Raw genomic sequence first — 26,383 nt, 5'->3', positions numbered from 1 at the left:
GGGTTAGGGTGAGGGGAAGACCGCACCAACCTAGCCGTTAAACGCTTCCGGATCCGGCCCCAGACGATTACCGCTATCCAGCTTACTGATTTCACTCACCTCAGTCTTATCTAACCTAAAATCAAACACCTGGAAATTCTCGCGGATACGCTCCGGCGTAATCGACTTCGGAATCACCACCAAACCGCTATCCAGATGCCAGCGAATAACGATTTGCGCCGGCGTCTTACCGTACTTCTTCGCCAGCTCGCGGATAATCTCCTGATCGAACACGCCTTTACCGCCTTGCGCCAGCGGGCTCCAGGATTCGGTTTGAATCTGGTGCAGCGCATTCCACGCATGCAGCGTGCGCTGCTGCAGCATCGGATGCAGTTCAATCTGGTTCACCACCGGCGACACTCCGGTTTCATCGATTAAACGTTTGAGATGCGCCTCATGGAAATTACATACGCCGATACTTTTGGTTAAGCCTTGCTGCTGCAGCTCAATCATCCCTTTCCAGGCGTCGACATAGGTATCTTTCTCCGGGCACGGCCAATGCATCAGATACAAATCGACCTGCTCCAGCTGCAGCTTCTTCAGACTGGTTTCCATCGCCTGCTGCCAGTTGGTCTGATCGTCGTTCCACAGCTTGGTGGTGATAAAAATGTCTTCGCGCGCGACATCGGTCTCTTGCAGCGCCTGTCCAACCGCCTCCTCATTTTTATAGATGGCGGCGGTATCAATGGAGCGATAGCCCACTTTTAAGGCTTCCAGAATAGCGTTACGTGCATCGTCAATGCTCGCCTGCCAGACACCAAGTCCAAGCTGCGGCATCATGTTGCCGTCGCGTAATTTAATAATGGGTTGCTCTGCCATAATTGCTCCTTATCCGTTGCAGTGACTTACCGTAGAAAAGATGTGCTTAAGTCTAGTCAACAAACCTTGCCTGCGGATCAGTGTGGCAAGCATGCAGCACTTTTGCCTGGGCAATTTCTGCAAGAATCTTGCCTGATTCTCCAGTCTGATGGAGTTTTAAGCAGCGTTACGGCAAACTGCTTTTTTTGCTGCCTGAGAGAAAAACATGTCAAACGACGCCCTTTGTCGCCAGCTGGCGCAGCGTGTGGTTGCGTTGATGAGCGACCTGAGTAAGCCGCTGTGCACGGTGGAAAACGTCAAGCTTATCTATGCCTGCGAAACCCTGCCGCGTACGCCGATGATGTATCAACCTGGGATTGTGATTCTGTTTCAGGGGCGCAAAACCGGTTACCTCGGCAGCACCGTTTTTCACTACGACGCCACTAAATATCTGATGCTCACCGTGCCGCTGCCGGTGGAGTGTGAAACCGAAGCCACGCTGGCAGAGCCGCTGGCGGGCATGTGTTTGAGTGTTGATATCGCCAGCCTGCAGGATTTGTTGCTGGATATTGGCGATGACGAGCAGTTCCAGCCGCAGGCGCAAACCTCCGGCATTCATTCAGCCTTTATGAGCGACGAGATGCTGTGCGCTGCCGAGCGCTTGCTGGATGTGATGAACAATCCGCGCGATGCCCGCGTACTGGGGCCGCAGCTGGTGCGCGAGATGATCTATTACGTGTTAATCGGGCCGATTGGCGGTGCGCTGCTGTCGCTGGTCAATCGTCAGACGCAGTTCAGCCAGATTGCCCGCGCGCTGCGTCGCATCGAAAATCACTTTGCTGAAAGCCTGAGCGTCGACATGCTGGCCGCCGAAGTGAACATGAGCATCTCGGCGTTTCATCACAACTTTAAAGCGGTGACGCAAACGTCGCCGCTGCAATATCTCAAGCGCTATCGCTTGCATCAGGCGCGCCTGATGATGTTGCAGGATGGCATGAAGGCCAGCGCCGCGGCAGTACGCGTCGGCTATGAAAGTCCTTCGCAATTTTCGCGCGAGTTTAAGCGTTATTTCGGCGTGACGCCGGGAGAAGAGGCGAGCCGCGTGCGTCAAACCGTACCGTTATTACCGTTTGACGCCGCGTCGTAATCAGGAGACTTTCTGGCGGCGTTTTTTCCACACCACCACAATGCTGCCGGCAAGACCGATAAACAGCAGGGCAATCGGCAGGATCATCAGGATCGCCATCACCTGATCTTCATGGCGTTTGATAAAGGGCACATGGCTGATGCCGTAGCCCAGCGTCACCACGATCCCAACCCACAACAGGCCGCTCAGCCAGTTAAATAGCTGAAAACGTCCATTTTTCAGTCCAGAAATGCCGGCCATGGTGGGCAGCAACGTGCGGACAAAGGCGAGGAAGCGGCCAACCAGCAGCGCCATCAAGCCATGGCGGTCAAACATCGTCCACGCGCGCTGGTGATATTGTGCCGGCAGGTGTAATAACCAACTTTTCACCAGTTTGGTATTGCCCAGCCAGCGCCCTTGTAAGTAGCTCAACCAACAGCCGAGACTGGCTGCGGTAGTTAAAATGACGATGGTCGGCACGAAATCCATCACGCCCTTGGCCACCATCGCGCCGGCCAGTAACAGCAGGCTGTCGCCCGGCAGGAACGACGCGGGCAATAAACCGTTTTCCAGAAACAGCGTCAAAAACATCACGCCGTAGACAATCCACACGACATCCGGATTACCTAGCGCGGCAAAATCCTGATGCCAAAGCGCCTGGACAATCTCATGTAAAACACCCATCAGCTATTCCATCGAGTCACAAGGATTCTAATTTTAACCTTCTGTGGCACTGCATTCGTTGATCTCTCATCGCCGCCACAGCGTGGTTGAGTTTCTGTTTAGTTTTTTAAGCGCGCAAAGCCAGCTTTCAAATCATCCAGCAAGTCATCAACGTGTTCGAGACCAATATGCAGACGCACTAAGGTGCCATCAAAATCAACGCCGCCCGCCGGACGAATCGCCGCCAATTCCTCAGGCTGATTCGCCAGAATCAGCGATTCATAGCCGCCCCACGAATAGGCCATGCTGAAATGGTGAAAGTGATCGAGATAATTTGCCAACTGCTCGCGACTTAATTTTTCATGCAGGATAAAGGAGAACAAACCGCTGCTGCCGCTGAAGTCGCGCTGCCAGAATGCGTGGCCTTTACACTGCGCCAGCGCCGGGTGATTAACGCGCGCCACTTCCGGCTGCGCGGCCAGCCACTCGGCGACCTGCAATCCGCTCTCTTCGTGCTGACGCAGGCGCGTGCCCAGCGTGCGCAGGCCACGGCTCGCCATATAAGCGGTATCGGCGTCAACCATCTGGCCCATCAGGTACGAATTCTCGCGCAGCTGTGGCCAGCAACGCGCATTGGCTACCGCGGTGCCAATCATCGCATCGCTGTGACCAATGATGTATTTGGTGCCGGCCTGAATCGAAATATCGATGCCGTGCTCCAGCGCGTTAAATAACACGCCCGCCGCCCAGGTATTATCGATCATGATAATCGCGTCAGGCGCTTTCGCGCGCACGGCGGCAACGATGGCCGGGATATCCTGCACTTCCATGGTGATCGAAGCCGGAGATTCCAGGAACACCACGCGCGTATTCGGCTGCACCAGTTCGCCAATTTCGCTGCCGATGCAGTGATCGAAATAGGTGGTGGTGACATTCAGCTTGCTGAGAATTTTAGAGCAAAAATCCTGGGTCGGTTCATACACCGCGCCGCTCACCAGAATGTGGTCGCCGGCTTCGACAAAGGACAAAATGGCGTTGGATACCGCCGCCGCGCCGCACGGATAAAGCGCACAGCCCGCGCCGCCTTCCAGCTCGGTCATCGCATCCTGCAGCGAGAAATGGGTGAGGGTGCCGCGACGGCCATAAAACAGTTCGCCTGTTGCGCGACCGGCGGTGGCGCGTTTTTTGTCGGCGACGCTGTCAAAAACCAGTGAGGAAGCGCGTTGAATCACGCTGTTTACTGAGCCCTGAGTGTAACGTTTGCTGCGTCCCGCGGTGACCAGCCTGGTGTCTATTTTTTTCGTTGCCATCACTGCCTTTCCTGACATTTCCCACAAAACATTCACGTTACCACGAATCGCTATGGCGGGTTGAGCCTGAATGCCGATTATCAGAGTGAGGCCAGTATTGCGCATAACATCGGCTAAATTGTGGAAATGACAGGCATCTTTCCTTTGTAAATAGTAATGAGAACCACTATCACTTCGGTGGTGTTTTTTGCTATGATCCGCGCTTCAATCGTGAACTGTGCAACAGAAGTTGGAGATGCAGCGTGGTAGCCAGTGATTTGATGCAAACGGATCTCTCCGTTTGGGGCATGTATCAGCATGCCGATATCGTGGTAAAGATTGTGATGATTGGCCTGTTACTGGCTTCCGTCGTCACCTGGGCGATTTTCTTCGGTAAGTTTGCTGAGCTGAGCGGGGCGAAACGTCGCCTGAAGCGCGAGCAGCAGGCGCTGGGCGAAGCCCGATCGTTAAACGATGCTTACCGTGCTGCTGAAAACTTCAAAGGCAACAGCCACAGCGCTGTGTTGCTCAACGATGCGCACAATGAACTGGAGCTGTCAGCCGGCACTGAAGATCTGGACGGCATTAAAGAGCGCACCAGCTTCCGTCTCGATCGCCGCGTTGCCGCCTTCAGCCGTCATGCCGGCCGCGGTAATGGCTTCCTGGCCACCATCGGTTCCGTTGCGCCATTTATCGGCCTGTTCGGTACCGTTTGGGGCATCATGAACAGCTTCATCGGTATCGCGAAAACACAAACCACCAATCTTGCTGTAGTAGCACCCGGCATTGCTGAAGCGCTGCTGGCCACGGCCATTGGTCTGGTTGCGGCGATTCCTGCGGTGGTTATCTATAACGTCTTCGCGCGCATGATTGCCAGCTACAAAGCGTCGCTGGGCGACGTCGCCGCGCAGGTCATGTTACTGCAGAGCCGCGATCTTGACCTCGGCAACGTCGATACGGCGAAAGAAGCCAACCGTCCAGCGGCGGCACAGAAACTGCGCGTAGGATAAGTATTATGGCGATGCGTTTAAACGATGACTCGGTAGGCGATGGCGAAATGCACGAAATCAACGTGACGCCGTTTATCGACGTCATGCTGGTTCTGCTGATCATCTTTATGGTCGCCGCACCGTTAGCCACGGTCGATGTGCGCGTTAACCTGCCAGCGTCGACCAGCGCGCCACAGCCGCGTCCGGAAAAACCGGTTTATCTGTCGATTAAAGAAGATAAGCAGATCTACATCGGTAACGATGCGGTGACCAAAGAGACGCTGGTGAATACGTTGACCGCCCAAACCGAAGGCAAGAAAGACACCACCATCTTCTTCCAGGCGGATAAATCAGTTGATTACGCCACCCTGATGGAAGTGATGGATCAGCTGCGTGAAGCCGGTTACCTGAAGATTGGTTTGATGGGCATGGAAACGGTGAAGAAGTAATTTCGTTTCATATGTTGATGTCTTGAATAGAAGGGTCGCTTACACAGCGACCCTTTTTTATGGCTGCCTTACTGAGAAGCAGTGTTAGGCGGCGTAAGAGCCAGCGCCATCCTGCAGCAGCAGTTCGCTGTTGTCATGGCTATAAACGTGGTATTGCGCAGCAGTATTGGCCGTAGCAGTTTCTTGCATCCAGTCGCTGGCCTCTGTTCCCTGCGGCAGAATATCTTCCAACTGTAACGCCACGGCAGTAGTGTCCTGAAGCTCAAGCTGCGAGCTGTCAATAAACAGACCTTCGCCTTCCTCGACCAGCAACTGCTGCAGCGTTAGGTTGCTGTTCTCTTCTGGCTCGACACTGCTGATCTGCGCCTCCTCAACAAGGTTGATGTGGAATTTATCGCTCCAGTTACTTTTCATCTCCCCGGTGGAGGCGCGAGCCTGGTATTCCCAGATGCCCGGTTGATCCAGCTGCGGCGAGGTAAAGCTCCATTTACCGTCTTCGCCCACGCGTGCAGTGCCGTTGCTGCGCAGACTTTCTCCCTGCAGACCAAACTCAATTTCAATGATCTGGCCAGGTGTACCCGTGCCTTGCAGCGTAGGTGTGTTGTCGTCAGTGGTGCCGTTGTGGAAAACAGGATCCTGCACCAGACCCACATCATCGTTGGCAAAATTGATGCTCGGTGCCAGCGGGGCACCTGGGATCATGATCAGCTCGAAGTTATCGCTCCAGTCACTGGTTTGCCCTGCAGTCACGCCGCGCGCACGAAACGCCCACTCGCCATAATTGCTCAGCTCAGTGGACTTAACCTGCCAATTTCCCTGCTGATCAACCGTTGCACTGCCCGCACTTTGCCAGCTACCGTTACTGAGCTTGTACTCAATTTCTACCACGCTTCCTGGCGCGCCTTTGCCCTCTAGCGTCGGCGTTTTATCATCGGTGGTGCCACGGTGATAAACCGCACCGGTCATCGCCCCGGCGTCATCGTGGGCAAATTCAATGGTTGGCTCGATGTCCTTCAGCGCTTTCATATTGAGCGCAAAATCGGGACGGTAATCGGCGATGCTATTCACATAGGTTGCATGGAAGGTGTAAAGGCCGTCGCCACTGATCATTGAGCGCGACTGAATGGACCAGTCACCATTAGCATCTGCCAGCACGCTGCCTTTATAGCCGATGCCGCCGTGGCTATTCTGCGCATACAGATAAACCATGCTATTTGGCTCAGCCCGACCGACAATAATTGGCGCGAAGTCATCGGTGCTTGCGCCAGAGTTCAGTTTGCCCTGTACGGTACCCACGTCATCTATGGCATAGCTGATGGTAGCGGGAATCCCCGGTGAATCATCGACTTGTAATACGTAGCGATCTGAAGATTCACTGACGCGATCAAACTCGTCAGTCGCGGTCACTTTCAGCTGATGCTCGCCGTTGCCAAGCTGTGCCTTGATCGTCCATTCACCATTCTGTAGCGCTACGGTGCTGCCTACCCATTGCTCAAAGTCATAAAGTTGCACAATGCTACCGGGTTGGGCATAGCCTTTTAGCGTAGGGGTTGTGTCATCAGTGATCTGACCATTGCCAATTCCGCCGGTAACCTTGCCGACATCATCTATCGCTGAAGTAATCGCGGGTTTAAAGGGGGCTGAAAGGTCGACCTCCAGTGAGAACTGGTGCGGTTCTCCATGATTATCAGCGAGATCAAAACCGCGCATGGTGACGTTATGGCTGCCTTCATTGAAAAACAGCGGCGGCTGAAATGACCAATTACCATCCTCGCCGACTGTGGTGCTGAAGATACGTTCATTAATGATGAATTCAATCACGGTACCGGCTTCATCGGGCAAATTACCTTGCCAGAATTGATAAGGCGTACCGACGCGAATTGATTTACCACCTGAGATAGGATCAAAGCTGAGAGGTGTTGGCATGAGTGTTCTCCACCGGAATTAGCCACGGCCGAATTGCCGTTAAGCGGGCCAAGAATAAAAGCGCGGGTAACGAATATCCTACGGGACTTGTCTCGGAATCGAGCAGAATCTTATTTATAGGGCTAATTAATTTCACATTAAAAGCAATAGGTCATTTCGCCACGTATTTTCAGTTAGCTTATGATTAATAATGAAATTGATAAATTAAAAAGGCGATAGCTCTTTTAGGGTTGAATTCGCCAATCAATAATAATTTTAATATTATTCCTATAGCTTATGAAATATGATTGTTAATTTTTGGTTACCATTGATCATGTTTTTGTAAACTGCAATGGTGAAGAAGATCACGTTTATTCCTGGCTCAGCACGTTAAAACGGAAGAAAAACCAGGAAGGACAATATGAGCGCAAGTCACTCTTTACAAAAGTCGCCGCAGGGCGGTGCCAAAACTATCTTTAGCGTTACCAGCGGTAACTTCCTTGAGATGTACGATTTCATGGTGTTTGGCTATTACGCTACGGCGATCGCCAAAACCTTTTTCCCCGGTGATGATCCTTTTGCCTCTTTGATGCTCACGCTGATGACCTTCGGCGCGGGCTTTTTAATGCGTCCGTTGGGCGCGATTATCCTCGGGGCTTACATCGATCATCATGGTCGACGCAAAGGTTTGCTGCTGACGCTGGGCTTAATGGCCATCGGTACCTTGACCATCGCGCTGGTGCCGGGATATGCCACGCTGGGTGCCGCCGCACCGATTCTGATTCTGCTCGGCCGCTTGCTGCAGGGCTTCTCGGCGGGCGTTGAATTAGGCGGCGTGTCAGTTTATCTGGCGGAAGTGGCGCCAAAGGGGCGCAAGGGCTTTTATGTCAGTTGGCAATCAGGTAGCCAACAGGTGGCGGTGATCTTTGCGGCGCTGCTGGGCCTGGGTTTAAACCATCTGCTGGCGAAAGACGCGGTGACCGAATGGGGCTGGCGTATCCCGTTTGTTGTGGGCTGTATGATTGTGCCGTTCCTGTTTTACATCCGCCGTATGCTGGAGGAGACCGAAGCCTTCAGCCAGCGTAAGCATCATCCCTCAATGAGCCAGATTATGCGCTCAGTCGGCCAGAACTGGGGGCTGGTGTTGGCAGGCATGCTGATGGTGGTCACCACCACCGTGATGTTCTACATGATCACTGCCTTTACCCCGACGTTCGGTAAAACGGTATTGATGATGAGCGATAAAGAGAGCTTTTTGGTGACGCTGTTTGTCGGCATCTCGAACCTGTTTTGGCTGCCGGTGATGGGCGCATTGTCGGACCGCGTCGGGCGCCGTCCGCTGCTGATTATTTGCACTATCCTGATGATTCTCACCACCTGGCCGGTGCTGCATTGGCTGGTCGGATCGCCGACCTTTGCCCACCTGGTTGAAGCCGAGCTGTGGCTCTCATTCCTGTACGCCAGCTACAACGGGGCGATGGTGGTGTACCTGGCAGAGATTATGCCGGCAGAAGTGCGCGCCACCGGCTTCTCATTGGCCTATAGCCTGGCGACGGCGCTGTTCGGCGGTTTTACCCCTGCGGTGTCGAGTTATCTGATTCATGCGACTGGCGATAAAGCCATGCCGGGCGTATGGCTGTCATTCGCGGCGGTGTGCGGGCTGGTGGGTACGCTGCTGATTGGCCGTAGGGTGAAGCAGTACCGGGCTGAGCATCGTTCCCCTCACCCTAACCCTCTCCCGCAAGCGGGAGAGGGAATAGTTAGGTAAACCCCTGCAAGCGAGAGAGGGGGATAGTCAGGTAATAACCAAATCTACAAACCGCTCGATCGGCTCCTTCTCCCGCCTGCGGGAGAAGGCTGGGATGAGGGACAGCACGCACTATCCCAAAACCCAAAACCCAAAACCCAAAACCCAAAACCCAAAACCCAAAACCTAAAACGACACATCCACCACCACGCTATCGGTATAATTCCCCGCTGCCGGCGTATTCTGCGTCGTCAAAATTTGTGCGGTATAGGTAAAGTTGCGCGTCACGGTATCCGTATTTAACGAGGTCGACGTCGTGCTGCTCCAGCGATCGGTGCCGGTCGGCCCCCAGCGTGCAGTCGTCGTCGTACCTTTGTAGATGTCATACGCCAGCCGATTAGTTCCGCTCGCCATCTGCCGCGTGGTGCCGCTGTAGTAGCTGCCGTTGCTTAAGCCCACGGTGTAAGTGCTGCCCTTCGAACACACCACGTTAATCGTCTGCTGCACCGTTGAAAAACTGCCGACTAACGGCGCACTGCCAAAGCTGACGTTGGGCGCGGTGATAGTGGTGCAGTCATTGGTGACCACCAGGTTTACGGTAATTGGCATTGCTGTGCCGGCGCTGGTCTGCAGCGTCCCCACACAGGCTCCCAGCAGGTTCACGCCTGCGCAGACGTTATAACTCACCGTGAGTGTAATGGTGGTGGTGTAGGTGCCCGCCGCAATCACCTGGCCGGGCACGGTGCGGAAGTAGAGCGGAATATTGAAGTTGAGACTGTTCCCCAATGCCAGCAGCGATGATGAGTTCCAGCGATAGCTGCCACCCTGTTGTAATTCGGTCGCACAGGCGCTGTCGATACACATCTGAATCGGAATGCTGTCGGTACCGCCGCTCGAGGTTTTTAGCGCCGCGCGCGTGCCACTGAGGTTGGTGGCGGTGGTGAAGGCATAAGTAATGAAATCCGTTCCCAACAGAGACAAGCCGCCGGTACCGCAGTTGACGTTGGTGGTGCTGGATGTGGGATTAACGGTTGAGCCAACCGAAAAGGTAGTGACAGAGCCGAAGGTGGCGGTCGGTGCGGATAATCCGCAGGCGGCATAGCCAACGCCAGGCAGTAACAACAGCGCCAGCAGAAGCAGAAGCGTTCTCATGGTGAAATTCCTGACTGTGAATTATCCGCGCTGCTCACCGCGGCACCCTGCGGTGGCGGTGGCAGCGCACAGGTAAGCGGCCCGTAGGTTTCCAGCGCTTTTGGCTGGCCGTCGGCAATCGCCAGCTGCGTATCACAGCTGCGCCCATCCGGCGTCACCACGTGAATCGGATTGTTAGCGCCGAGATCTTCCATCCACACAATGCCGTCCCAGCCAACGTATTCAGTGGCTTGATTCGGACGTAACACCTGGCTGGAGATCGGCAGCGGCTGATGATTGCTGTCATGCAACACCACGCTGGCCGCGCGTAACCGCTCAACCGGGAAGTTAAGCAGATAGCCGCTTTTACGTTTCACGGCAAAGCGCTGTTCCACTTTTGGCGCAGTGCGATCGGCGGGGAGATCGAGCGTATCGATATCGTATTTGGCGCCGTAATAGCTGCTGATGGACGGCACCAGCAGATAGCCCTCGTTATCGGTGCGGCCCATGGTTTGGTTTTCATAGCGCACCGTCACGTCGGGATAATCGGTCTTCACCACCACAAAGGCGTCATTGATATCGTTGGCAGCGAACACGCGGTTATCCATTAACACCACCGAACCGGTGAAATCGGCCCACTGCGTGGTGTTGTCGTTATCACCGTAAAAGCCGGCCGAGGTATCGATTTTGTTATTGCGATAGCGCAGGCTGCCCTGACGATAATCCCCGCTGTCGCTGCCTTGATTGGCCCACGCGGCATCGTAGGAGAAGCCGCCGTCGGTTGGCATCGCGCGTGACACATACAGGCGTTGATTGTTGTTGCCCTGCTGGTCGCGCTCCATGCTGACCGAAGCACTACTCTGTTCGCCAAACGGAATCACCAGAGAAATCGCGCCACTCCAGTCGCCCTGATCCCGATCGCGACTGGCGGAGATGTACAGGCTGCTGTTACCCCACAGGTTTTTACTCCACGACAGGTTCATCAAACGCGTGCGATCGCCATTGCCGCCGGAGATATCGAAATAGGCCAGCCCAAGGCTGCCATAATCGCTGAGCGACACGCTGGCAGTGTATTGCGCGCTGCGGCGTGACAGCGAGTAGCTGGTATTGGTGCTGTCGCCACGGCTGCCAACCAGCGCGAGATTACCGAACTCGGCACTACGAATGGTGTGCTGCGTGCCAAGGCTGAACCAGCTGTTGTTGTATTGATAACCCCAGCTGTATTGCGTGCCGGCACTGCCCGCCATCTGGCTCTGCGCCAACGCGCCGTTGACCACGCCCAGGCTGCCAAGCTTGACCAATCCCCCCGCGCCGCCCATCGCCACGCTGTCGCTGCCCTCCGCATGGCTCTCCAGCGTTAGCCAGTCGGTTAGGCCGTAACGGTAAGAACCGCTGGCGGCGGCGGCACCGTAATCAAAATTCTTAATGCCGTAGTTTTCGCGTATCGCACCGGCAGAGAACGAGTAATCGGATAAGCCCTGTTTCAACAAACTGCTGGAGACGTAAAACGGTAGCGTGGTGGTGATTTGCCGTCCTACCGCATCGGTGGTGGTGATCACCGCATCGCCCGCACCGTTCACAAACGGCACGTTAGTGAGCGACCACGGACCGGGCTGAACATCCGCCTGCGCGCTGCGGTAGCCGTTGATAAACAGATCGACCGACGAAGGCACCGCCGCCTGGCCCGAAAAGGCCGGCAACGGATAGGTCACCAGATCCGGACGCACGCTGAAGTCGCGGCCAATCTGCACCCCGCCGAGGCGCACGCTGTTGCTCCAGCTCAGCGCATCAGTGACCAAATCCCCGGCGCGCCAGCTGATTGCCGCGTTCTCGTTTTCGTTGCTAAACCAGGTGTCGTAGCGAATGTAGCCTTCCTGCTGGCCGGAGACGCCGCCTTCCAGTTGCTGTACGTACACGCCGTTCGTTGAAAACTGCCCAGCCGGGCCGAAGAGACGCAGTTCGTTCCAGCTGGAGAGGCGCGAACCGGCGTTATCGGTGCGCGTAGCGTAGAAGTCATAGTTGAGCAGGGCGCCGTTGCTGGCGCGACCGGGAAAGCGCGGCGCGTTTAGCTGTTGGCCAATAGTCTGGCCCGGCAGCCAGGCGGGCGGCACCGTCAATAACAGGCGCTGACGGCGTTCGTCATACTCCACTTTCGCTCCGCTCAGATTGCTGACGTCGATCTGCTGCCCTTGCAGTTTCCCGGCCGGAATACCGGCGCGCTCCAGATCGCCACGACGCACCCAGAACGCCCCATTTTTGCGCTCCACCGGGACGATGTCGCCACGTTCGCCCTGGTTCACCACCAGTTCCAGCATGTATTGCTGGCCGCTGGCGTTATTCTCCAGCGCAGGCGGCGGTGGCAGCTCGGAGAAGGTCTCCGCGCTGCTGGTAATTGGGCTGATACAGAGCACGCTGGCCACCGCCAGCGCGCAGGGATGCGGCGTTAACTTCATCAACGCGCGGCAGCGCTGCTCCAGTGGCCTTTATTCATATCTGCTGCCAGCTCACCGCTCACGCTGCTGGTTAACGGCCAGCGATTGCTGCTGTTCGCCAGCACGTAGCCGAACAAGCCATTGCCCATTTTGCGTCCGCCAATGGTGACGTTGCTTAACCTCGCGTGACCGCTGCCGCGATTGGTCAGCTCCAGCCAGCGTTTGCCGCCGCTGTTCACTTCCTGCCAGCTCAGCTGCGGTTTTGCCGTATCGCGCGTGACGCCGTCGCCATACACGAATAACGGCACCGAATAGCGCATCTGGAAAGTCAGGCCCGCCTGGTTTTCGCCTGGCGTGCGTGGCGTGGGGATCTCATCCAGCACCACGCGATACGCCATTTCACGTCCGGCAGTCGGCGGGGTTTGTTTAATTAAGCGCACCAGCTGGCGCTGTCCCGGCTCAAGACGCACCATCGGCGGGCTCGCCGCCACCTGCTGCTGGGTTTGATACTGCTCCTGGCCGTTAATTTGCTGCCAGCTGAAGATGCGCACCTGCATCATGGTGGTGGCATTGCCACGATTCTCCAGCCACAGCTCGCTGGCTTTTTCGTCGGGATTGATGGCGGGATCGATGGGCCAGACCATCAGCGAGTTGGCGGCGTGCACCGCGGGCGTGAGTACCACAAGCAGCAACAGTAATCGGGCGCGCAGGTTCATCTTCATATCATCCTTCTTATCACTGACGTCACCAACTGAGCGTGACGGTTAAGGTGTCGGTATAGGTCCCGGCGCGCGTCGGGCCGGGCAGCGTTAACAGGCCATAAATTGGCAAAGTAATGTTGTTGGCATTGCTGTAACTCAGCGCCACGGCGCTGTTTACCGGGATCGCCGTGGTATGCGCGGCATTGGTGTAGAGGCTATAGGCCACGGTGTTGGTGTTACTGGTGTGTTTGAGGTTGCGGCTAGAGGTGTAGTTGCTGCCGCCGTTAATGCTCATGCTGACGGCGGTGCCTGGCGTGCAGGCAAGCCTGATGGTGGTGCTTTGCACATAGCTAGCGCTGACGCTGCTGGAAGCCACGCCAGATTGGGTACCAAAATTGAGCGTGCCGAATACCCCGGTATTGGTTCCGGAGACGACACAGCCTGCCACTACTGATGCTGAGACCTGAAAGGTGGCTGTCGGCAACCCCCAGGCGGAGACACTCCCTATCAGCAGGGCGAGGCCGCCTGCACTGTGCATCAACCGCTGCACCACGGCCACCCTGATTATCCTTTCCCTCAGTAATTCACCGCCACGTTGATGGTATCGGTGTAGGTGCCTGCGGGAATCAACGGGTTAAAGCCGCCGCCCACCACGCGACCATAAATGGCGTAGTTAGTCCCGAGCGTCGGGTCCGTGGTGCCACTGGCGGCGATGTTGGTGTTATTAGCGATGGCGGTGGTAAACGCGGCGTCGCTATACAGCGTATAGGCAATGCCTTGAGTATTATCAGAACCAAGAGTCAGGTAACGCGGCTGGCCGCTCACCGTACCGTAAATGGTCGCCGGTGCGGTATTACTGCTGGTGACCTGCACGTTGAAGGTTTGTCCGGTGGTGCAGCGGACAAAGATGCCGTTACCCGAAGCTCCCACTAAAGTGGCGTTCAGGGTATCGAAGGTTGCTGCGCTGCTACCAAAGTTCAGGGTACCAAAGTTAACCCCTGTCGTTGCTGACTGACCGTTGACTAAGCAACCGGTGGTCAGCGTCAAGGTGGCATTGATGGTTCCCGTTGTGGTGGCGGCAAAAACAGCAGTAGGGGCAAGTGCGGCGCTTAGGCTGGTAGCCACAAGAAAAAGCTTGAGTTTCATAATCATTCCTTACTGATTATCCAAGGTCAGTGCTTTTTCACCTGGTTATACATTTATGCAAATACATCCGAAATCAAACAAGAGCCGCATGCAGCCCGACAGCGTAAGCGCCCGCTATCTAAGAAAATTCTTAGATGGTGGATTAATGATTTATATCAGTTTTCTTTACTATAGATCAGCAAATCGGGCCTTGTGCGCCAATGTTCACTTTTTTCCCTAATCAATTGCCACTTTTCGCCGATAACGCAGTAAACACAAGGGGTGGCGAGTGGTTAAAAAAACTAAACAAGCGGTGATTCCCCCCTCTACCACGCGCTTCGGTTCGATGATATGTTCGTGCATTAATCAGATATTATTAATTTTTCTATTAAAGACTGACGATGAATATAAAAAAAACCAGCCCCACCATTCCAGATTTGTCTGGAACGGCTTTTTGTTGAACTTCGCCACAGGCGGTCATTAAGCACGCTTGATCGGCGTTTTATCATCCTTGTTGATATTTGACGACACCGAACCTGCTGCGCAGCGGGTTGAGTTTAGGAGCGCACATGCTGCTGGTTACCTGGGATAGCGTTCTGGTTACCGTTTCACTGATTGTGGCCTTCATCGCCGCTTTTACCGCTCTGGACAGCGCCGGACGCGTGGCCGTATCACGCGGCACGCTGGCAAAATTGTGGTTAATCGGCGGCGGTACCGCCATGGGCATCGGCATCTGGGCGATGCACTTCATTGGCATGCTGGCGATGAAAATGCCGATGACCATGCGCTATGACATGCAGCTCACCGCCATCTCCCTACTGGTGGCGATTGTTGCCGCCATCTTTGCCTTTGCACAGGGCGTGCAGGGCAGCCATCTCACGCGCCGGCGTTTACTGCGCGGCACCCTCATCCTCGGTAGCGGCGTGATTGTCATGCACTACCTCGGCATGAACGCGCTAATGATTGAAACCCCCATCTACTGGAATATGCCGCTGGTGCTGCTGTCGGTGGTGATTGCCTATGCCGCGTCTGGCGCGGCATTGTGGCTGGCGTTCCATTTGCGTCAGGGCAAAAGCCTGCTGCTATTACGCGCCTGCGCGGCGCTGGTGATGGGCATTGCCGTTGCGGGCATGCACTACACCGGCATGGCGGCGGCAGAATTCAGCATGCCGGTTATGATGCAGCATCACGGCGCCAGTGAAGAGGGGCTGGCGGTGTGGGTCACTATAATTACGCTGACCATTCTGGGGCTGATGTTACTGATTTCGATGCTGGATGCGCAGCTGCGCGCGGCGCGTCTCGCGGCCAAACTCAAGCGCGCCAACAGTGAACTGCGCCAGCTGGCGCTGCACGATAATCTGACCGCGCTGCCGAACCGCGTGATGCTGGAACAAGAACTCACTGCGCAGATCAAACAGGCGACGCTGCAGGATGAGAACTTCGCGCTGATGTTTATGGATCTCGACGGCTTCAAGGCGGTTAACGATACCTGGGGCCATCACGTTGGTGACCGCTTGCTGATTGCGGTGGCCGAGCGCCTGCGTGTGGAGTTGAGCGAAGAGATTTTACTGGCGCGGTTGGGCGGCGACGAATTTGTGTTGCTGTGTCCGCAATGCTATCTCCATCAGGCGACACAACTGGCGCAGCGGCTGGTGCAGGTGATTGATGCACCTTTCGATCTCGATCGTTATTCGCTGCGCGTGTCGCTCAGTATCGGCATTGTCATCTTCCCGCTGCACGGTCGCAGCCAGCAGGAGATGATGTTCAACGCCGATTCCGCCATGTATCACACCAAACACAGCGGGCGTAACGGCTGGTGCGTGTTTGAACCGGCGATGAGCGCGGTAGCTCAGCATCAGCTGGCGCTGGCCAACGATCTGTGGAACGCGCTGGAATATCAAGAAATGCGCCTGTTCTATCAGCCTAAATTCCGCGCGGGCGGCACGGTATTGATCGGCTTTGAAGCGCTGTTGCGCTGGCAGCATCCGCGTCGCGGCCTGCTGATGCCGGACACATTCCTGGCGCGAGCAGAGAAAACCGGGCAGATTGTCGCGCTGGGTAACTGGGTGATTAACGAAGCCTGCCGCCAGCTAAAACAGTGGCACGATGCCGGCAACGCTGACTGGACGGTGTCGGTTAATCTTTCCGCCCTGCAATTCCAACAGCGCGATCTGATCGATAGCGTGCGCCAGGCACTGCTGCACCATCAGATACCCGCCGGGACGTTGATGCTGGAGATCACCGAGAGCATCGCCATGCGCGATCCGCAATTTAGCCAGCAGCGCATTGCCGAATTGCATCGGCTGGGGGTAAAAGTGGCGATCGATAACTTTGGCATCGGCTACGCCAATCTGCTGCATCTGAAACATCTGGAAGCCAGCGAGCTGAAAATCGACCGGGCCTTTATCAATAGCCTGCGCGCCGGCAGCGAAGATGCTGCCGTGGTCAGCGCGATGTTATCGCTGGCGCAAACGCTCAACCTGCGCATGGTAGCCGAGGGCGTTGAGACCGAGGAGCAGCAGCGCTTGCTGACGGGATTAGGCTTCGATACCTTGCAGGGCTATCTGCTCGGTAAGCCAACACCGGCGGAGCGCATCGGCGAATTTACCGCTGCGCTTAATCTTCCGCTGGTGTTGCCGAATAGCGTCGTACCGCTGGCCAGGGCGTGATAAACCATTTTTCTTTTCTTCCGCATCGGAAGGTTTCATCGTTCATAGACTCAGATCGGCAGGTATTCTGCCGATAATTCCTACAATAAAACCAATAGATTCCTCACTTTTCACAACACCACAGCTGACTTAACCCGGCTTTAACTTGGGAAATCACTATGTTAGTGACTTCGTACGATTCGTTTACCGTCATCGTCTCCATCCTGGTGGCAATGCTGGCTTCGTTTACCGCGCTGGATATGGCGGGACGCGTGGCTTCCTCAACTGGCAAGGTGGCGCTGGTTTGGTTATTCGGCGGTGGATTCGCTATGGGCATCGGCATCTGGGCGATGCACTTTATCGGCATGCTGTCGATGAGCCTCGATATGGTCATGAGCTACGACCCCACGCTCACCGTCGCCTCGATGGTGGTGGCGGTGCTGGCTTCGGTGTTTGCGCTGTGGCTGGTGTGCTCAACCCCGACGCTGCCATGGCGACGGCTGTGCGGCGGTGCGCTGGTGCTGGGCACCGGCGTGGTGGCCATGCACTACACCGGCATGGCGGCGCTGATGTTTTCGCCGGGTATCACCTGGAACTGGGGCTGGGTGGCGGCCTCGGTGGCTATCGCGCTGGTGGCTTCAGGCGCCGCATTATGGCTGGCGTTCAACCTGCGTGAAGGACACGGACGCGTTACCGTCCTGCGGCTGGGCGCATCGGTGGTGATGGGCTGTGCGATAGCCGGCATGCATTACACCGGCATGGTCGCGGCCAACTTCCCGATGCAGAGCCACGCGACGCACATGGGCGTGAACAGCAACTGGCTGGCGGTGGTGGTGACGGTGGTGACGCTGGCGATCCTCGGCATTACCTTGCTGGTATCGATGCTGGATGCCCGCCTGCAGGCTCGCACCTCAATCCTTGCCCACTCGCTAGCCGAAGCCAACCGCGAGCTGGCACAGCTGGCGCTGCACGATAACCTGACGCGCTTGCCCAACCGTATTCTGCTTGAAGATCGCCTTGAGCAAGCCATCAATAAAGCTAACCGTGAGAAATCACAGTTTGCGCTGATGTTTATGGATCTCGATGGCTTCAAGGCCGTCAACGACGCCTTTGGCCACCACGTCGGCGACAATCTGTTGATCGGCGTCACCGAACGCATGACCGACCAGATGAAAGGGCACTATACGCTGGCGCGCATGGGCGGCGACGAATTTGTCCTGCTGCTGGAAATTGACGATCCCAACGATGCGGCGGCGGTGGCAGATTCGCTGGTGAAAGCGGTAGATCGTCCTTTTGATATCTCGCGCTACGAGCTGGTGGTGTCGCTGAGTATTGGCATTGCGGTTTATCCGGGCGATGGCAAAGACGAGCGCGAACTGATGTTTAACGCCGATGCCGCCATGTATCACACCAAAAACAACGGTCGCAACGGCTACACCTTCTTCCAGCCGTCGATGAATATGCTGGCGCAGTCCCAGCTGCAGCTGAATAACGATCTGTGGCAAGCGCTGGATAACCATGAACTACGGCTGTTCTATCAGCCAAAATACTGCGCACCGCGCGGGCCGATCCTCGGTTTTGAAGCGCTGCTGCGCTGGCAGCATCCGACACGCGGTCTACTGGCGCCAGATACCTTCCTGCCGATGGCGGAAAAGACCGGCATGATTGTGAGTATCGGCAACTGGGTGATTAACGAAGCCTGTCGCCAGCTGCGTTCCTGGCATTTACAGGGGCATCCGCACTGGTCGGTGGCGGTCAACCTGTCGGCACTGCAGTTTGAACAGAGCAACCTGGTTGAAACGGTGACCGATGCGCTGGCGCAGCACCAAATCCCGGCTGAGCTGCTGACGCTGGAAGTGACGGAAACCACCGCGATGCGCGATCCGGAGGAGAGCGTGCGTATTCTCACCGAGCTGACCAATATGGGCGTCAAGGCATCGATTGATGACTTCGGCACCGGCTACTCGAGCTTGCTGTATCTCAAGCGTTTACCGGCCAGCGAGCTGAAGATCGATCGCGCGTTTGTTAATGAACTGCAGGCGCATTCGGAAGACGCCACCATTGTGTCAGCGATAGTCGCGCTGGCGCAGTCGCTGCATCTTAAAGTGGTCGCTGAAGGGGTAGAGACGCAGGATCAGCAGGCGTTTCTGACGGGCCTGGGCTGCGATACGTTGCAGGGCTATTTGCTGGGTAAACCGGTGCCGCCGGATCGCATCAACGAGCTGCCGAATTTTTACGAGGAAGTGTTAGAGCTGGAGCGCATGCCTTAGTCCGGCGACGCTTCCCCTCATCCCAACCTTCTCCCGCAAGCGGGAGAAGGAGCCGATCCAGCACGCGGTCCCTTCCGACTCATTCCCTCTCCCGCTTGCGGGAGAGGGTTAGGGTGAGGGAAACTAGCCGCCAAATCTTCTACATCGGAGTTCGGGTGGCGAAATATCAGCAGTTGGTCGAGCAGCTTCGCACGCAAATTGAGGCACGCATCTGGCCGCCAGGCGAAAAACTGCCGTCGCTACGCCAGCAGGCGGAGCAGAGCGGGCTCAGCCTGATGACGGTAATGCACGCCTACGAGGTGCTGGAGAGTCAGGGCTGGATCGTATCGAAACCGCAATCCGGCTACTACGTGGCGCCGCGCGCTGCCGAAAGTCGTCCCCGGCTGCCCACCCAGGAAATTGCCAAAACCGATCAGGCCGACACCAACAGCTTTGTGTTTGACGTGCTGCAAGCCACGCGCAATCCCGCCATTATGCCGTTTGGCTCAGCCTTCCCGGATCCCGAACTGTTCCCGCAGCGACAGCTGATGCGCTCACTGGTAAAAGTCTCGCACAATCTTAAACCCACCGATGCGCTCAACAACCTGCCGCCGGGCAATGAAGAACTGCGCAAAATTCTGGCGCAGCGCTACGCGCAGCAGGGTATTACGCTGTCGCCGGATGACATTGTGATTACCAACGGCGCGATGGAAGCGCTCAACCTGAGCCTGCAAGCCGTCACCGAACCCGGCGATTGGGTGATCCTCGAGAATCCCTCGTTTTATGGCGCCCTGCAGGCGATTGAACGCCTCAAGCTGAACGCCATCGCCATTGCCAGCGATGTGGAACACGGCATGGATCTCGATGAGCTGGAGCAGGCGCTACAGCGCTGGCCGGTAAAAGCTTGCTGGCTGATGACCAATCGGCAAAATCCGCTCGGCTTTACGCTCAGCGCCGAGCGCAAACAGCAGCTGGTGGCGTTGCTGGCGCGCTACAACGTAGCGATGATTGAGGATGATGTGTACGGCGATCTGTATGAGGGCCACGACAAGCCGCTGCCGGCCAAAGCCTTTGATCGTGATGGCAACGTGCTGCACTGCGGCAGTTTCTCTAAGAATCTGGTGGCGGGATTTCGCGTAGGTTGGGTGGCGGCTGGGCGTCATGCGCAGCGCGTACAGCGTATCCAGCTGATGAGCACGCTGTCGACCAGCGCGCCGATGCAGTTGGCCTTAGCCGATTTTCTCAGCACGCGCAGCTATGATGCGCATCTGAAAAAGCTGCGCCAGACGTTAGCGAAACGCAAACAGCTGGCGCAGCAGGCGCTGCGGCGGGTGCTGCCTGCTGATGCCAGCATCAGCGACACGCCGGGCGGTTATTTCCTGTGGATTGCGCTGCCTGCGCAGATCAATACCACTGAGCTTTATCATTTGGCGTTGCAGCAAGGGATCAGCATTGCCCCCGGCCAGCTGTTTTCCAGCAGCGAGGGCTTCAGTCACTGTTTCCGCTTTAACACCGCCTGGCCGTGGGATAGCCGTGCCGAAGCGGCCGTCGAAACGTTGGGCAAACTGATTGCCGGGCTAAACCACTAAACCTGAGCCGCCTGCTGGTGGCCCCAGGTGAGGTAGTAGACATCGTAGAAATCCACTTCACCTTTCTGCTTCATCAGACGATCGATGCCGCTGCGCACGCGATCGGGCGTTTGTGGGTTATCCAGAATCTTATCCAGCGCCTGCTGCGAAACCGGCTGCACGTAATACCACTCGCCGTTATAGCAAACGCGTAAATCCAGCGTATCGATATCTTCGAAGCGATATTTGGGATTGATATCCATCAGCATCAGCACGCTCATCACCACCACAAACACCGTAGCAAACCAGAAGGCGGGCCAGCCGAGCATGTCGGTCGAGAAGATCAGCGCCACGCACAGCGCGTAGCACAGGTACATGATGGCCCAGAGTCCCGGATGGGTTTTGAGGAAGGAAAAGCTAAAGCGCGGCAAGTTATCGCGCTGCCCCTCACGGTTCAGCGTGGCGATTTCGTCGAGCAGAATTTGTTTAATCGCGTCCATTGTTCACCTCTAATTATCACTGCCTGCCAGTAAAGCACATAACAGTGAAGCGAATTAGAGACAGATTTGCTGTGTTTTTTTATAACAGTTGGAATCTGCTACTCAAGTATGTCGTGAAAGCATTGAGCCAGGGAATTTTAGAGAACAGGATGCGCTTTTCAGGATGAAACACGATGCGACATCATGTGCAGCGCTGCCGCGAGCTGAGAAATAATATGACCTCAGCAGAGTGGAAGTTATGGTCTTTACTGCGTGCCCAACAATGTGGCGGAATGCGATTTCGCCGCCAATATGCCGTTGGTACCTACATATTAGATTTTGCTTGTATTGAAAAGCGGCTTGCGATTGAACTTGATGGCTCCCAGCACGCTGAAAATGTCAGATATGACAATAGACGCACCCATGAATTAAATAGAGATGGCTGGCGAGTATTGAGATTTTGGAATAATGAGGTGCTGCTTGAGCCAGCGGCTGTTCACGCTGTGATTATGCTGGCTTTAAAGGGATAGAGCTGGCGGTCCCCCATCCCGGCCTTCCCCCACAAGTGGGGGAAGGAGACGCTGCCACATGCAGCTTCAGAACTAACACATAGCAGCATCTTCCTCCCCCACAAGAGGAGGAAGGAGACGCTGCCACATGCAGCTTCAGAACTAACATATAGCAGCATCTTCCTCCCCCACAAGAGGAGGAAGGAGACGCTGCCACATGCAGCTTCAGAACTAACACATAGCAGCATCTTCCTCCCCCACAAGAGGAGGAAGGAGACGCTGCCACATGCAGCTTCAGAACTAACACATAGCAGCATCTTCCTCCCCCACAAGAGGAGGAAGGAGACGCTGCCACATGCAGCTTCAGAACTAACACATAGCAGCATCTTCCTCCCCCACAAGAGGAGGAAGGAGACGCTGCCACATGCAGCTTCAGAACTAACATATAACAGCATCTTCCTCCCCCACTTGTGGGGGAGGACCGAGGAGGGGGACAGCCAGCACAGGCTGAAATGTCAGGCCGCAGAGGACCGAATCAAGAAACCTGCCCCACAATCTGCAAATTAGCGTCATCCGGTACTTCGTTATACGACAGCACGTTCAGCCCGTTGGCAAACAGTCGGGCATAGCGCGCAATCAGTGGACGCAGCTGCGGCGTTACCAGCAGCACCTGGGTCAGATTCTGCGCTTTAAGCTGCTCCATCATCACCGGCAGCGTGCTCTGCAACTGCGTCAGGATATTGGGATCAACCGGGAAGCTATCGAGCGCCACTTTGCCGGCCTGCTGCGCCTGGTTCAGCGCGGAGAGCAGCAGATTCTCCAGACTGTTCTCCAGCGTATAAGCCGACAACGGCTTGTTGTCCGGCGCAATCGCCGCCACCATCGCGCGCCGCAGCGCATAGCGCACATCGGAGGTCAGCAGAATCGGATCTTTGGTGATCGCTGAGCTCTCCAGCAGCGTAGTCGCAATGGTGGTGATGTCCTTCAACGACACCTGATCGTTCAGCAGCAGACGATAAACCTTGAGCTGCAGACTGAAATTCACCGCGGCATTCACATCTTCCGATAGCTTGGGTGCCACGTTGCTTAGCCGTTGATGCAGCTGCGTGATGTCATCATAATTAAACAGCTCCGGCAGATGCTCGCGCACCACTTTATTCACATGCGTAGCGACGACGCTGGCGCAATCTACCACCTGATAACCCAGATTCAGCGCCTTGGCTTTCTGCTCCGGCAGGATCCAGGTCACCGCCATGCCGTAGGCGGGATCGGTGTCCAGCACGCCGTCGATCTCGCCGTACTGCTCCGGCGTGGGGATCGCCATCAGGCGATCGGCGTGCACTTCGCCAACTGCGGTGCGCACGCCATTGATCTTAATCGCGTACTGCGCCGGTTTGAGATGGAAATCCTCGCGAAGGGCGATTTCCGGCAGCAGCACGCCGCTGGTTTCAGACACCACCTGACGCACGCCGCGCATACGCAACGTCAGCGGCGCACCTTTGCCTTTATCCACCAGCGTCACCAGCTTGTAGCCGAGATTGAGGCCGATTGGCTCAACCATCGGGATATTGTCCCAGCCAATCGCCGGCTGCTCTTCCGGCTGCGCCAGCGCCTGATGGATGGCGTCCATATCGGCATGATCCTGCGTCGGCTTTTGCACATTACGGCCTTGACGCCAGGCAGCGAACAGCAGCAGAGCGGTAAAGATCAGGAACACCAAATGCGGCATGCCGGGCACGATCGCCAGCACAAACATCACGGCGGCGGCGGTGTAAAGCGTGTTGGGTTTCGCCAGCAGCTGCGATTTAATGTCATCGCCCATGTCCGCGCCATCGCTGATGCGCGTCACGATAATCGCCGCCGCCGTTGACAGCAGCAGCGAGGGAATCTGTGCCACTAAGCCGTCACCAATGGTCAGCAGCACATATTGCTCAAATGCTTGTCCCGCCGGTAATCCGTGCTTGAACACGCCAATCAAAATACCGCCAATCACGCTGATCAGCAGGATCATGATCCCGGCGATCGCATCCCCGCGCACGAACTTCGAGGCACCGTCCATCGCACCGTAGAAATCGGCTTCATTCGCCACGTCTTTGCGGCGGCTACCGGCCTGCTCCTGATTGATCAGGCCAGCATTGAGATCGGCATCGATCGCCATCTGTTTGCCGGGTAATGCATCAAGGGTAAAGCGTGCCGAGACTTCTGAAATACGCTCGGCCCCTTTGGTCACCACCACAAAGTTGATGATCATCAGGATGATGAACACCACAAAGCCGACGACAAAGTTGCCGCCAATCACCACGTTACCGAAGGCTTCAATCACCTTACCGGCCGCACCAACTCCTTCATGACCATCGAGCAGCACCACGCGTGTCGAGGCCACGTTGAGCGTCAGGCGCATCAGCGTGGTGATCAGCAAAATGGTGGGGAAGATGGAGAAATCCAGCGGGCGATTACTGTTAACGCTCGCCAGCAGCACCATGATCGCCAGCACGATGTTAAAGGTGAACAGCACGTCCAGCACAATCGGCGGCAGCGGCAAGATCACCATCGCCAGCACGCTGAGCAGAAGTATCGGAACGCCAATGTGTGCCTGGCGCAGCAGTTGACTAAACTGGCGCGGTTTAAACTGACTCATGAACTTTCATTACCTCATCCAGGTTCGGCAGTTGGGTATCCAGCCGGGGTTTTTCACCCTGGCCATTGCGCCAGGTTTGCAGTTGCATCACGTAAGTCAGCACCTGCGCAATCGGACGGAACAGGGCTGCGGGAATTTGCTGATTAACGCGCGTGCTGTGATAAACCGCACGCGCCAGCGGTGGAAACTCCACCACATCAATTTTGTGTTTGCCGGCCACGCTGCGGATATACAGCGCCACGTCATCCACGCCTTTGGCGACGATGTAAGGTGCCGGCGCTTTTTTCGGATCGTATTTCAGCGCCACCGCGAAGTGCGTCGGGTTAGTGATCACCACATCCGCCAGCGGCACCTGTTTGTTGATTTGCCCCATCGCCATCTGGCGCTGCAGGTTACGAATACGGCCTTTTACCTGCGGGTTACCTTCGTTGTTCTTGTGTTCATCGCGCACTTCTTTCTTCGACATCTTCATCTTCTTGGTAAAGAAGAATTTCGTCAGCGGCACATCGATCACCGCGAACAGCACAATGGTGAAGATAAATAGCCGCATCATCGACTCATACAACGCCAGCCCGTGGTTGATCGAATCACGCAAAAACAGGCCTTGCAGGCCCATCATTTCGCTCAGATTGCCTTTGATGGTGCTCCACAGCAGCGCCAGCATCAGCAGGCACTTGGCGATCATCTTCAGCACATCCACGTAGTGCTGCATGGAAAACATGCGCTTCGCCCCGCTGATCGGGTTGAGCTTTTTAAAATCGGGCTTGATGCGCGTGATGACAAAGATCCAGCCGCCGGGCACCAGCGTCGACAGCGCGGCCGCGAAGGGAATCGGGATCAGCGTGGCGATGAATTTCAGCATGATCAGCACCTGCGTCAGCATGAATTGATGCAGCGCGCCATCATCATGAATGCGCTCCGCCATTTGGCGCACCGCAAGAAATGACGCCTGAATCAAATCACGATAATACGGAAAGAACAGCGTCATCATGATCAGCGCCATCACCAGGCAGACCGCCAGATTCACCTCTTTGGAGCGGGGAATATCCCCTTTCTGCCGCGCTTTACGCAGCTTACCCGGGCTGGGTTTTTCGCTCTTATCTCCACTGCCAGCATCCGCCATCAGTAGCTCCTCATTTTTTCCAGCATCGCCAACACCTGGTTGGTGAGGTCGAGATAGTGACTGCCCACATTGCCTATCAGTAACGTGAAGCAAAACAGGCCAAACAGCATGCTGATGGGGAAGCCGAGCGCGAACAGGTTCAGCGTCGGCGAAATGCGGTTCAGCAAACCAAATACGCCCTGGACCAGCATCATGATCACCACCGTCGGCATCGCCAGCAGCAGCGCGCCGCTAAAGATCCAGCCCACGCCGCCGGCCAGCGTGCGCAGCGAAAATTCATTAATCGCCTGACCAATCGGCCAGTAGGTAAAGCCGCTGTAGAGAATGGTGAGCAGCAGTAGATGACCGTCCATGCTGAAGAACAGCAGCGCAGCCCAGATCTGAATAATTTGTGAGATCACCATGGTGGAGCTGCCGCTGGCGGGATCGTTCATTACCGCCATTCCAAGGCCCATGTTCATCGACAAAATATTGCCCGCCGTCTGCAGCGCCCAAAAGGTCCACCACAGCATCTGTCCAAACACGAATCCCCACAGAATTTGCTCGCCGGTCAGAATCAGGCTCTGTACCGACATCAGCTCACGCAGCACCACGTTGTGCGTCAGCATCGGCGTCATCACGATGCTCAGCAGCAGCGCCAGTCCCAGCTTGGCTTTACGCGTAAAGGCGCGGTTATCCAGCAGCGGGCAAAAGTGCATGAAGGCATAGATGCGCACCAAGGGCAGCCACAGCGCGAAGATCGGCTGGATCAGATCGTTGATGGCGATGCCCATCG

21 protein-coding genes are annotated in these 26,383 nt (G+C 56.0%); 8 read left to right on the top strand and 13 right to left on the bottom strand.

All coding sequences use genetic code 11. The features are described 5' to 3' along the window. Positions 1-30 precede the first annotated feature (30 nt). Complete coding sequence (gene dkgA / locus WH298_RS06580) at positions 31-858, bottom strand: 2,5-didehydrogluconate reductase DkgA (RefSeq protein WP_009127730.1); 828 nt, start codon at positions 856-858, stop codon at positions 31-33. 205 nt (positions 859-1,063) lie between these two features. Between dkgA and WH298_RS06575 the strand changes: the two genes are divergently transcribed. Continuing rightward, positions 1,064-1,984: an AraC family transcriptional regulator gene (locus WH298_RS06575; protein WP_009127732.1), complete on the top strand. Its 921-nt coding sequence runs from the start codon at positions 1,064-1,066 to the stop codon at positions 1,982-1,984. On the opposite strand, the gene WH298_RS06570 is transcribed toward WH298_RS06575, so the two are convergent. Both WH298_RS06570 and metC read right to left on the bottom strand, forming a co-directional pair. Further along, complete coding sequence (locus tag WH298_RS06570) at positions 1,985-2,647, bottom strand: DedA family protein (RefSeq protein ID WP_009127733.1); 663 nt, start codon at positions 2,645-2,647, stop codon at positions 1,985-1,987. Positions 2,648-2,745: 98 nt separating this feature from the next. Continuing rightward, positions 2,746-3,936 (bottom strand): cystathionine beta-lyase, encoded by a 1,191-nt coding sequence (metC, locus tag WH298_RS06565; RefSeq protein WP_049850634.1) that lies wholly within the window; start codon positions 3,934-3,936, stop codon positions 2,746-2,748. 260 nt (positions 3,937-4,196) lie between these two features. Between metC and exbB the strand changes: the two genes are divergently transcribed. Together exbB and exbD are read left to right on the top strand one after the other, a co-directional pair. Then, a complete protein-coding gene (gene exbB / locus WH298_RS06560) occupies positions 4,197-4,925 on the top strand; it encodes a tol-pal system-associated acyl-CoA thioesterase (RefSeq protein ID WP_071531065.1) in 729 nt (242 codons plus the stop codon). A gap of 5 nt (positions 4,926-4,930) precedes the next feature. Further along, positions 4,931-5,353, top strand: coding sequence for a TonB system transport protein ExbD (exbD, locus tag WH298_RS06555; protein ID WP_009127738.1), 423 nt, complete (start codon positions 4,931-4,933; stop codon positions 5,351-5,353). An 84-nt stretch (positions 5,354-5,437) separates the two neighbouring features. On the opposite strand, the gene WH298_RS06550 is transcribed toward exbD, so the two are convergent. Beyond that, positions 5,438-7,279 carry an Ig-like domain-containing protein gene (locus tag WH298_RS06550; RefSeq protein ID WP_180822501.1) on the bottom strand — a complete coding sequence of 614 codons (1,842 nt, stop codon included), beginning with the start codon at positions 7,277-7,279 and terminating at the stop codon, positions 5,438-5,440. Between the two features lie 400 nt (positions 7,280-7,679). On the opposite strand from WH298_RS06550, the gene tcuC reads away from it, so the two are divergent. Then, positions 7,680-9,026: an MFS transporter gene (gene tcuC / locus WH298_RS06545; RefSeq protein WP_180822500.1), complete on the top strand. Its 1,347-nt coding sequence runs from the start codon at positions 7,680-7,682 to the stop codon at positions 9,024-9,026. A gap of 165 nt (positions 9,027-9,191) precedes the next feature. On the opposite strand, the gene WH298_RS06540 is transcribed toward tcuC, so the two are convergent. From WH298_RS06540 to WH298_RS06520, 5 genes are read right to left on the bottom strand one after another with little or no spacing between them, the layout of a single operon-like run. Then, positions 9,192-10,157, bottom strand: coding sequence for a Csu type fimbrial protein (locus tag WH298_RS06540; protein ID WP_180822499.1), 966 nt, complete (start codon positions 10,155-10,157; stop codon positions 9,192-9,194). Next, positions 10,154-12,589, bottom strand: a complete 2,436-nt coding sequence (locus WH298_RS06535) for a fimbria/pilus outer membrane usher protein (protein WP_180822498.1) — start codon at positions 12,587-12,589, stop codon at positions 10,154-10,156. The genes WH298_RS06540 and WH298_RS06535 overlap by 4 nt, the downstream gene beginning before the upstream one ends. After that, entirely contained in the window at positions 12,589-13,284 is a 696-nt protein-coding gene (locus WH298_RS06530) for a fimbrial biogenesis chaperone (protein WP_049850640.1), read from the bottom strand. The genes WH298_RS06535 and WH298_RS06530 overlap by 1 nt, the downstream gene beginning before the upstream one ends. Positions 13,285-13,312: 28 nt before the next feature. After that, a complete protein-coding gene (locus tag WH298_RS06525; protein WP_180823699.1) occupies positions 13,313-13,807 on the bottom strand; it encodes a Csu type fimbrial protein in 495 nt (164 codons plus the stop codon). A 38-nt stretch (positions 13,808-13,845) separates the two neighbouring features. Then, positions 13,846-14,415: a spore coat protein U domain-containing protein gene (locus tag WH298_RS06520; protein ID WP_009128086.1), complete on the bottom strand. Its 570-nt coding sequence runs from the start codon at positions 14,413-14,415 to the stop codon at positions 13,846-13,848. Between the two features lie 548 nt (positions 14,416-14,963). Between WH298_RS06520 and WH298_RS06515 the strand changes: the two genes are divergently transcribed. The 3 genes from WH298_RS06515 (at position 14,964) to WH298_RS06505 (ending at position 20,880) form a co-directional block, all read left to right on the top strand. Further along, positions 14,964-17,063 carry a putative bifunctional diguanylate cyclase/phosphodiesterase gene (locus WH298_RS06515; protein ID WP_180822496.1) on the top strand — a complete coding sequence of 700 codons (2,100 nt, stop codon included), beginning with the start codon at positions 14,964-14,966 and terminating at the stop codon, positions 17,061-17,063. Between the two features lie 158 nt (positions 17,064-17,221). Continuing rightward, complete coding sequence (locus tag WH298_RS06510; protein ID WP_009128090.1) at positions 17,222-19,312, top strand: putative bifunctional diguanylate cyclase/phosphodiesterase; 2,091 nt, start codon at positions 17,222-17,224, stop codon at positions 19,310-19,312. A 155-nt stretch (positions 19,313-19,467) separates the two neighbouring features. After that, complete coding sequence (locus WH298_RS06505; protein ID WP_180823698.1) at positions 19,468-20,880, top strand: aminotransferase class I/II-fold pyridoxal phosphate-dependent enzyme; 1,413 nt, start codon at positions 19,468-19,470, stop codon at positions 20,878-20,880. Here WH298_RS06505 and WH298_RS06500 read toward each other — a convergent pair. Beyond that, positions 20,877-21,359, bottom strand: coding sequence for a YlaC family protein (locus WH298_RS06500; protein ID WP_009128093.1), 483 nt, complete (start codon positions 21,357-21,359; stop codon positions 20,877-20,879). The two genes, WH298_RS06505 and WH298_RS06500, sit on opposite strands and share 4 nt — an antisense overlap. Before the next feature lie 173 nt (positions 21,360-21,532). Here WH298_RS06500 and WH298_RS06495 point away from each other — a divergent pair, with 173 nt between their 5' ends. After that, the gene (locus WH298_RS06495) at positions 21,533-21,868 is read left to right on the top strand and encodes an endonuclease domain-containing protein (RefSeq protein WP_180822495.1); all 336 of its coding nucleotides are present in this window, start codon (positions 21,533-21,535) and stop codon (positions 21,866-21,868) included. A gap of 514 nt (positions 21,869-22,382) precedes the next feature. Here WH298_RS06495 and WH298_RS06490 read toward each other — a convergent pair. From WH298_RS06490 to fliR, 3 genes are read right to left on the bottom strand one after another with little or no spacing between them, the layout of a single operon-like run. Further along, positions 22,383-24,485, bottom strand: a complete 2,103-nt coding sequence (locus WH298_RS06490) for a flagellar biosynthesis protein FlhA (RefSeq protein ID WP_180822494.1) — start codon at positions 24,483-24,485, stop codon at positions 22,383-22,385. Further along, on the bottom strand, positions 24,472-25,608 hold the full coding sequence (flhB, locus tag WH298_RS06485) for a flagellar biosynthesis protein FlhB (protein WP_009128099.1): 1,137 nt from the start codon (positions 25,606-25,608) through the stop codon (positions 24,472-24,474). Before flhB ends, WH298_RS06490 begins: the two co-directional genes overlap by 14 nt. Beyond that, entirely contained in the window at positions 25,608-26,381 is a 774-nt protein-coding gene (gene fliR, locus WH298_RS06480; protein WP_009128102.1) for a flagellar biosynthetic protein FliR, read from the bottom strand. The genes flhB and fliR overlap by 1 nt, the downstream gene beginning before the upstream one ends. Positions 26,382-26,383 lie beyond the last annotated feature (2 nt).

It is taken from the genome of Pantoea nemavictus (genome assembly GCF_037479095.1).
GTDB lineage: Bacteria > Pseudomonadota > Gammaproteobacteria > Enterobacterales > Enterobacteriaceae > Pantoea > Pantoea nemavictus.
The sequence above is the reverse complement of the archived record's forward strand: the minus strand, read 5'-3'. Positions and strand labels throughout refer to the sequence as shown.

Bases quoted from the DNA above. Each gene is read 5' to 3' on its own strand.
- tcuC (WP_180822500.1), top strand. From the start codon at position 7,680: ATGAGCGCAAGTCACTCTTTACAAAAGTCGCCGCAGGGCGGTGCCAAA.
- WH298_RS06525 (WP_180823699.1), bottom strand. From the start codon at position 13,807: ATGCACAGTGCAGGCGGCCTCGCCCTGCTGATAGGGAGTGTCTCCGCC.
- WH298_RS06570 (WP_009127733.1), bottom strand. From the start codon at position 2,647: ATGGGTGTTTTACATGAGATTGTCCAGGCGCTTTGGCATCAGGATTTT.
- flhB (WP_009128099.1), bottom strand. From the start codon at position 25,608: ATGGCGGATGCTGGCAGTGGAGATAAGAGCGAAAAACCCAGCCCGGGT.
- WH298_RS06495 (WP_180822495.1), top strand. From the start codon at position 21,533: ATGCGACATCATGTGCAGCGCTGCCGCGAGCTGAGAAATAATATGACC.
- dkgA (WP_009127730.1), bottom strand. From the start codon at position 858: ATGGCAGAGCAACCCATTATTAAATTACGCGACGGCAACATGATGCCG.
- WH298_RS06530 (WP_049850640.1), bottom strand. From the start codon at position 13,284: ATGAACCTGCGCGCCCGATTACTGTTGCTGCTTGTGGTACTCACGCCC.
- WH298_RS06510 (WP_009128090.1), top strand. From the start codon at position 17,222: ATGTTAGTGACTTCGTACGATTCGTTTACCGTCATCGTCTCCATCCTG.
- WH298_RS06535 (WP_180822498.1), bottom strand. From the start codon at position 12,589: ATGAAGTTAACGCCGCATCCCTGCGCGCTGGCGGTGGCCAGCGTGCTC.
- WH298_RS06500 (WP_009128093.1), bottom strand. From the start codon at position 21,359: ATGGACGCGATTAAACAAATTCTGCTCGACGAAATCGCCACGCTGAAC.
- exbD (WP_009127738.1), top strand. From the start codon at position 4,931: ATGGCGATGCGTTTAAACGATGACTCGGTAGGCGATGGCGAAATGCAC.
- WH298_RS06520 (WP_009128086.1), bottom strand. From the start codon at position 14,415: ATGAAACTCAAGCTTTTTCTTGTGGCTACCAGCCTAAGCGCCGCACTT.
- WH298_RS06515 (WP_180822496.1), top strand. From the start codon at position 14,964: ATGCTGCTGGTTACCTGGGATAGCGTTCTGGTTACCGTTTCACTGATT.
- WH298_RS06575 (WP_009127732.1), top strand. From the start codon at position 1,064: ATGTCAAACGACGCCCTTTGTCGCCAGCTGGCGCAGCGTGTGGTTGCG.
- exbB (WP_071531065.1), top strand. From the start codon at position 4,197: ATGCAAACGGATCTCTCCGTTTGGGGCATGTATCAGCATGCCGATATC.
- metC (WP_049850634.1), bottom strand. From the start codon at position 3,936: ATGGCAACGAAAAAAATAGACACCAGGCTGGTCACCGCGGGACGCAGC.
- WH298_RS06550 (WP_180822501.1), bottom strand. From the start codon at position 7,279: ATGCCAACACCTCTCAGCTTTGATCCTATCTCAGGTGGTAAATCAATT.
- WH298_RS06540 (WP_180822499.1), bottom strand. From the start codon at position 10,157: ATGAGAACGCTTCTGCTTCTGCTGGCGCTGTTGTTACTGCCTGGCGTT.
- WH298_RS06490 (WP_180822494.1), bottom strand. From the start codon at position 24,485: ATGAGTCAGTTTAAACCGCGCCAGTTTAGTCAACTGCTGCGCCAGGCA.
- fliR (WP_009128102.1), bottom strand. From the start codon at position 26,381: ATGGGCATCGCCATCAACGATCTGATCCAGCCGATCTTCGCGCTGTGG.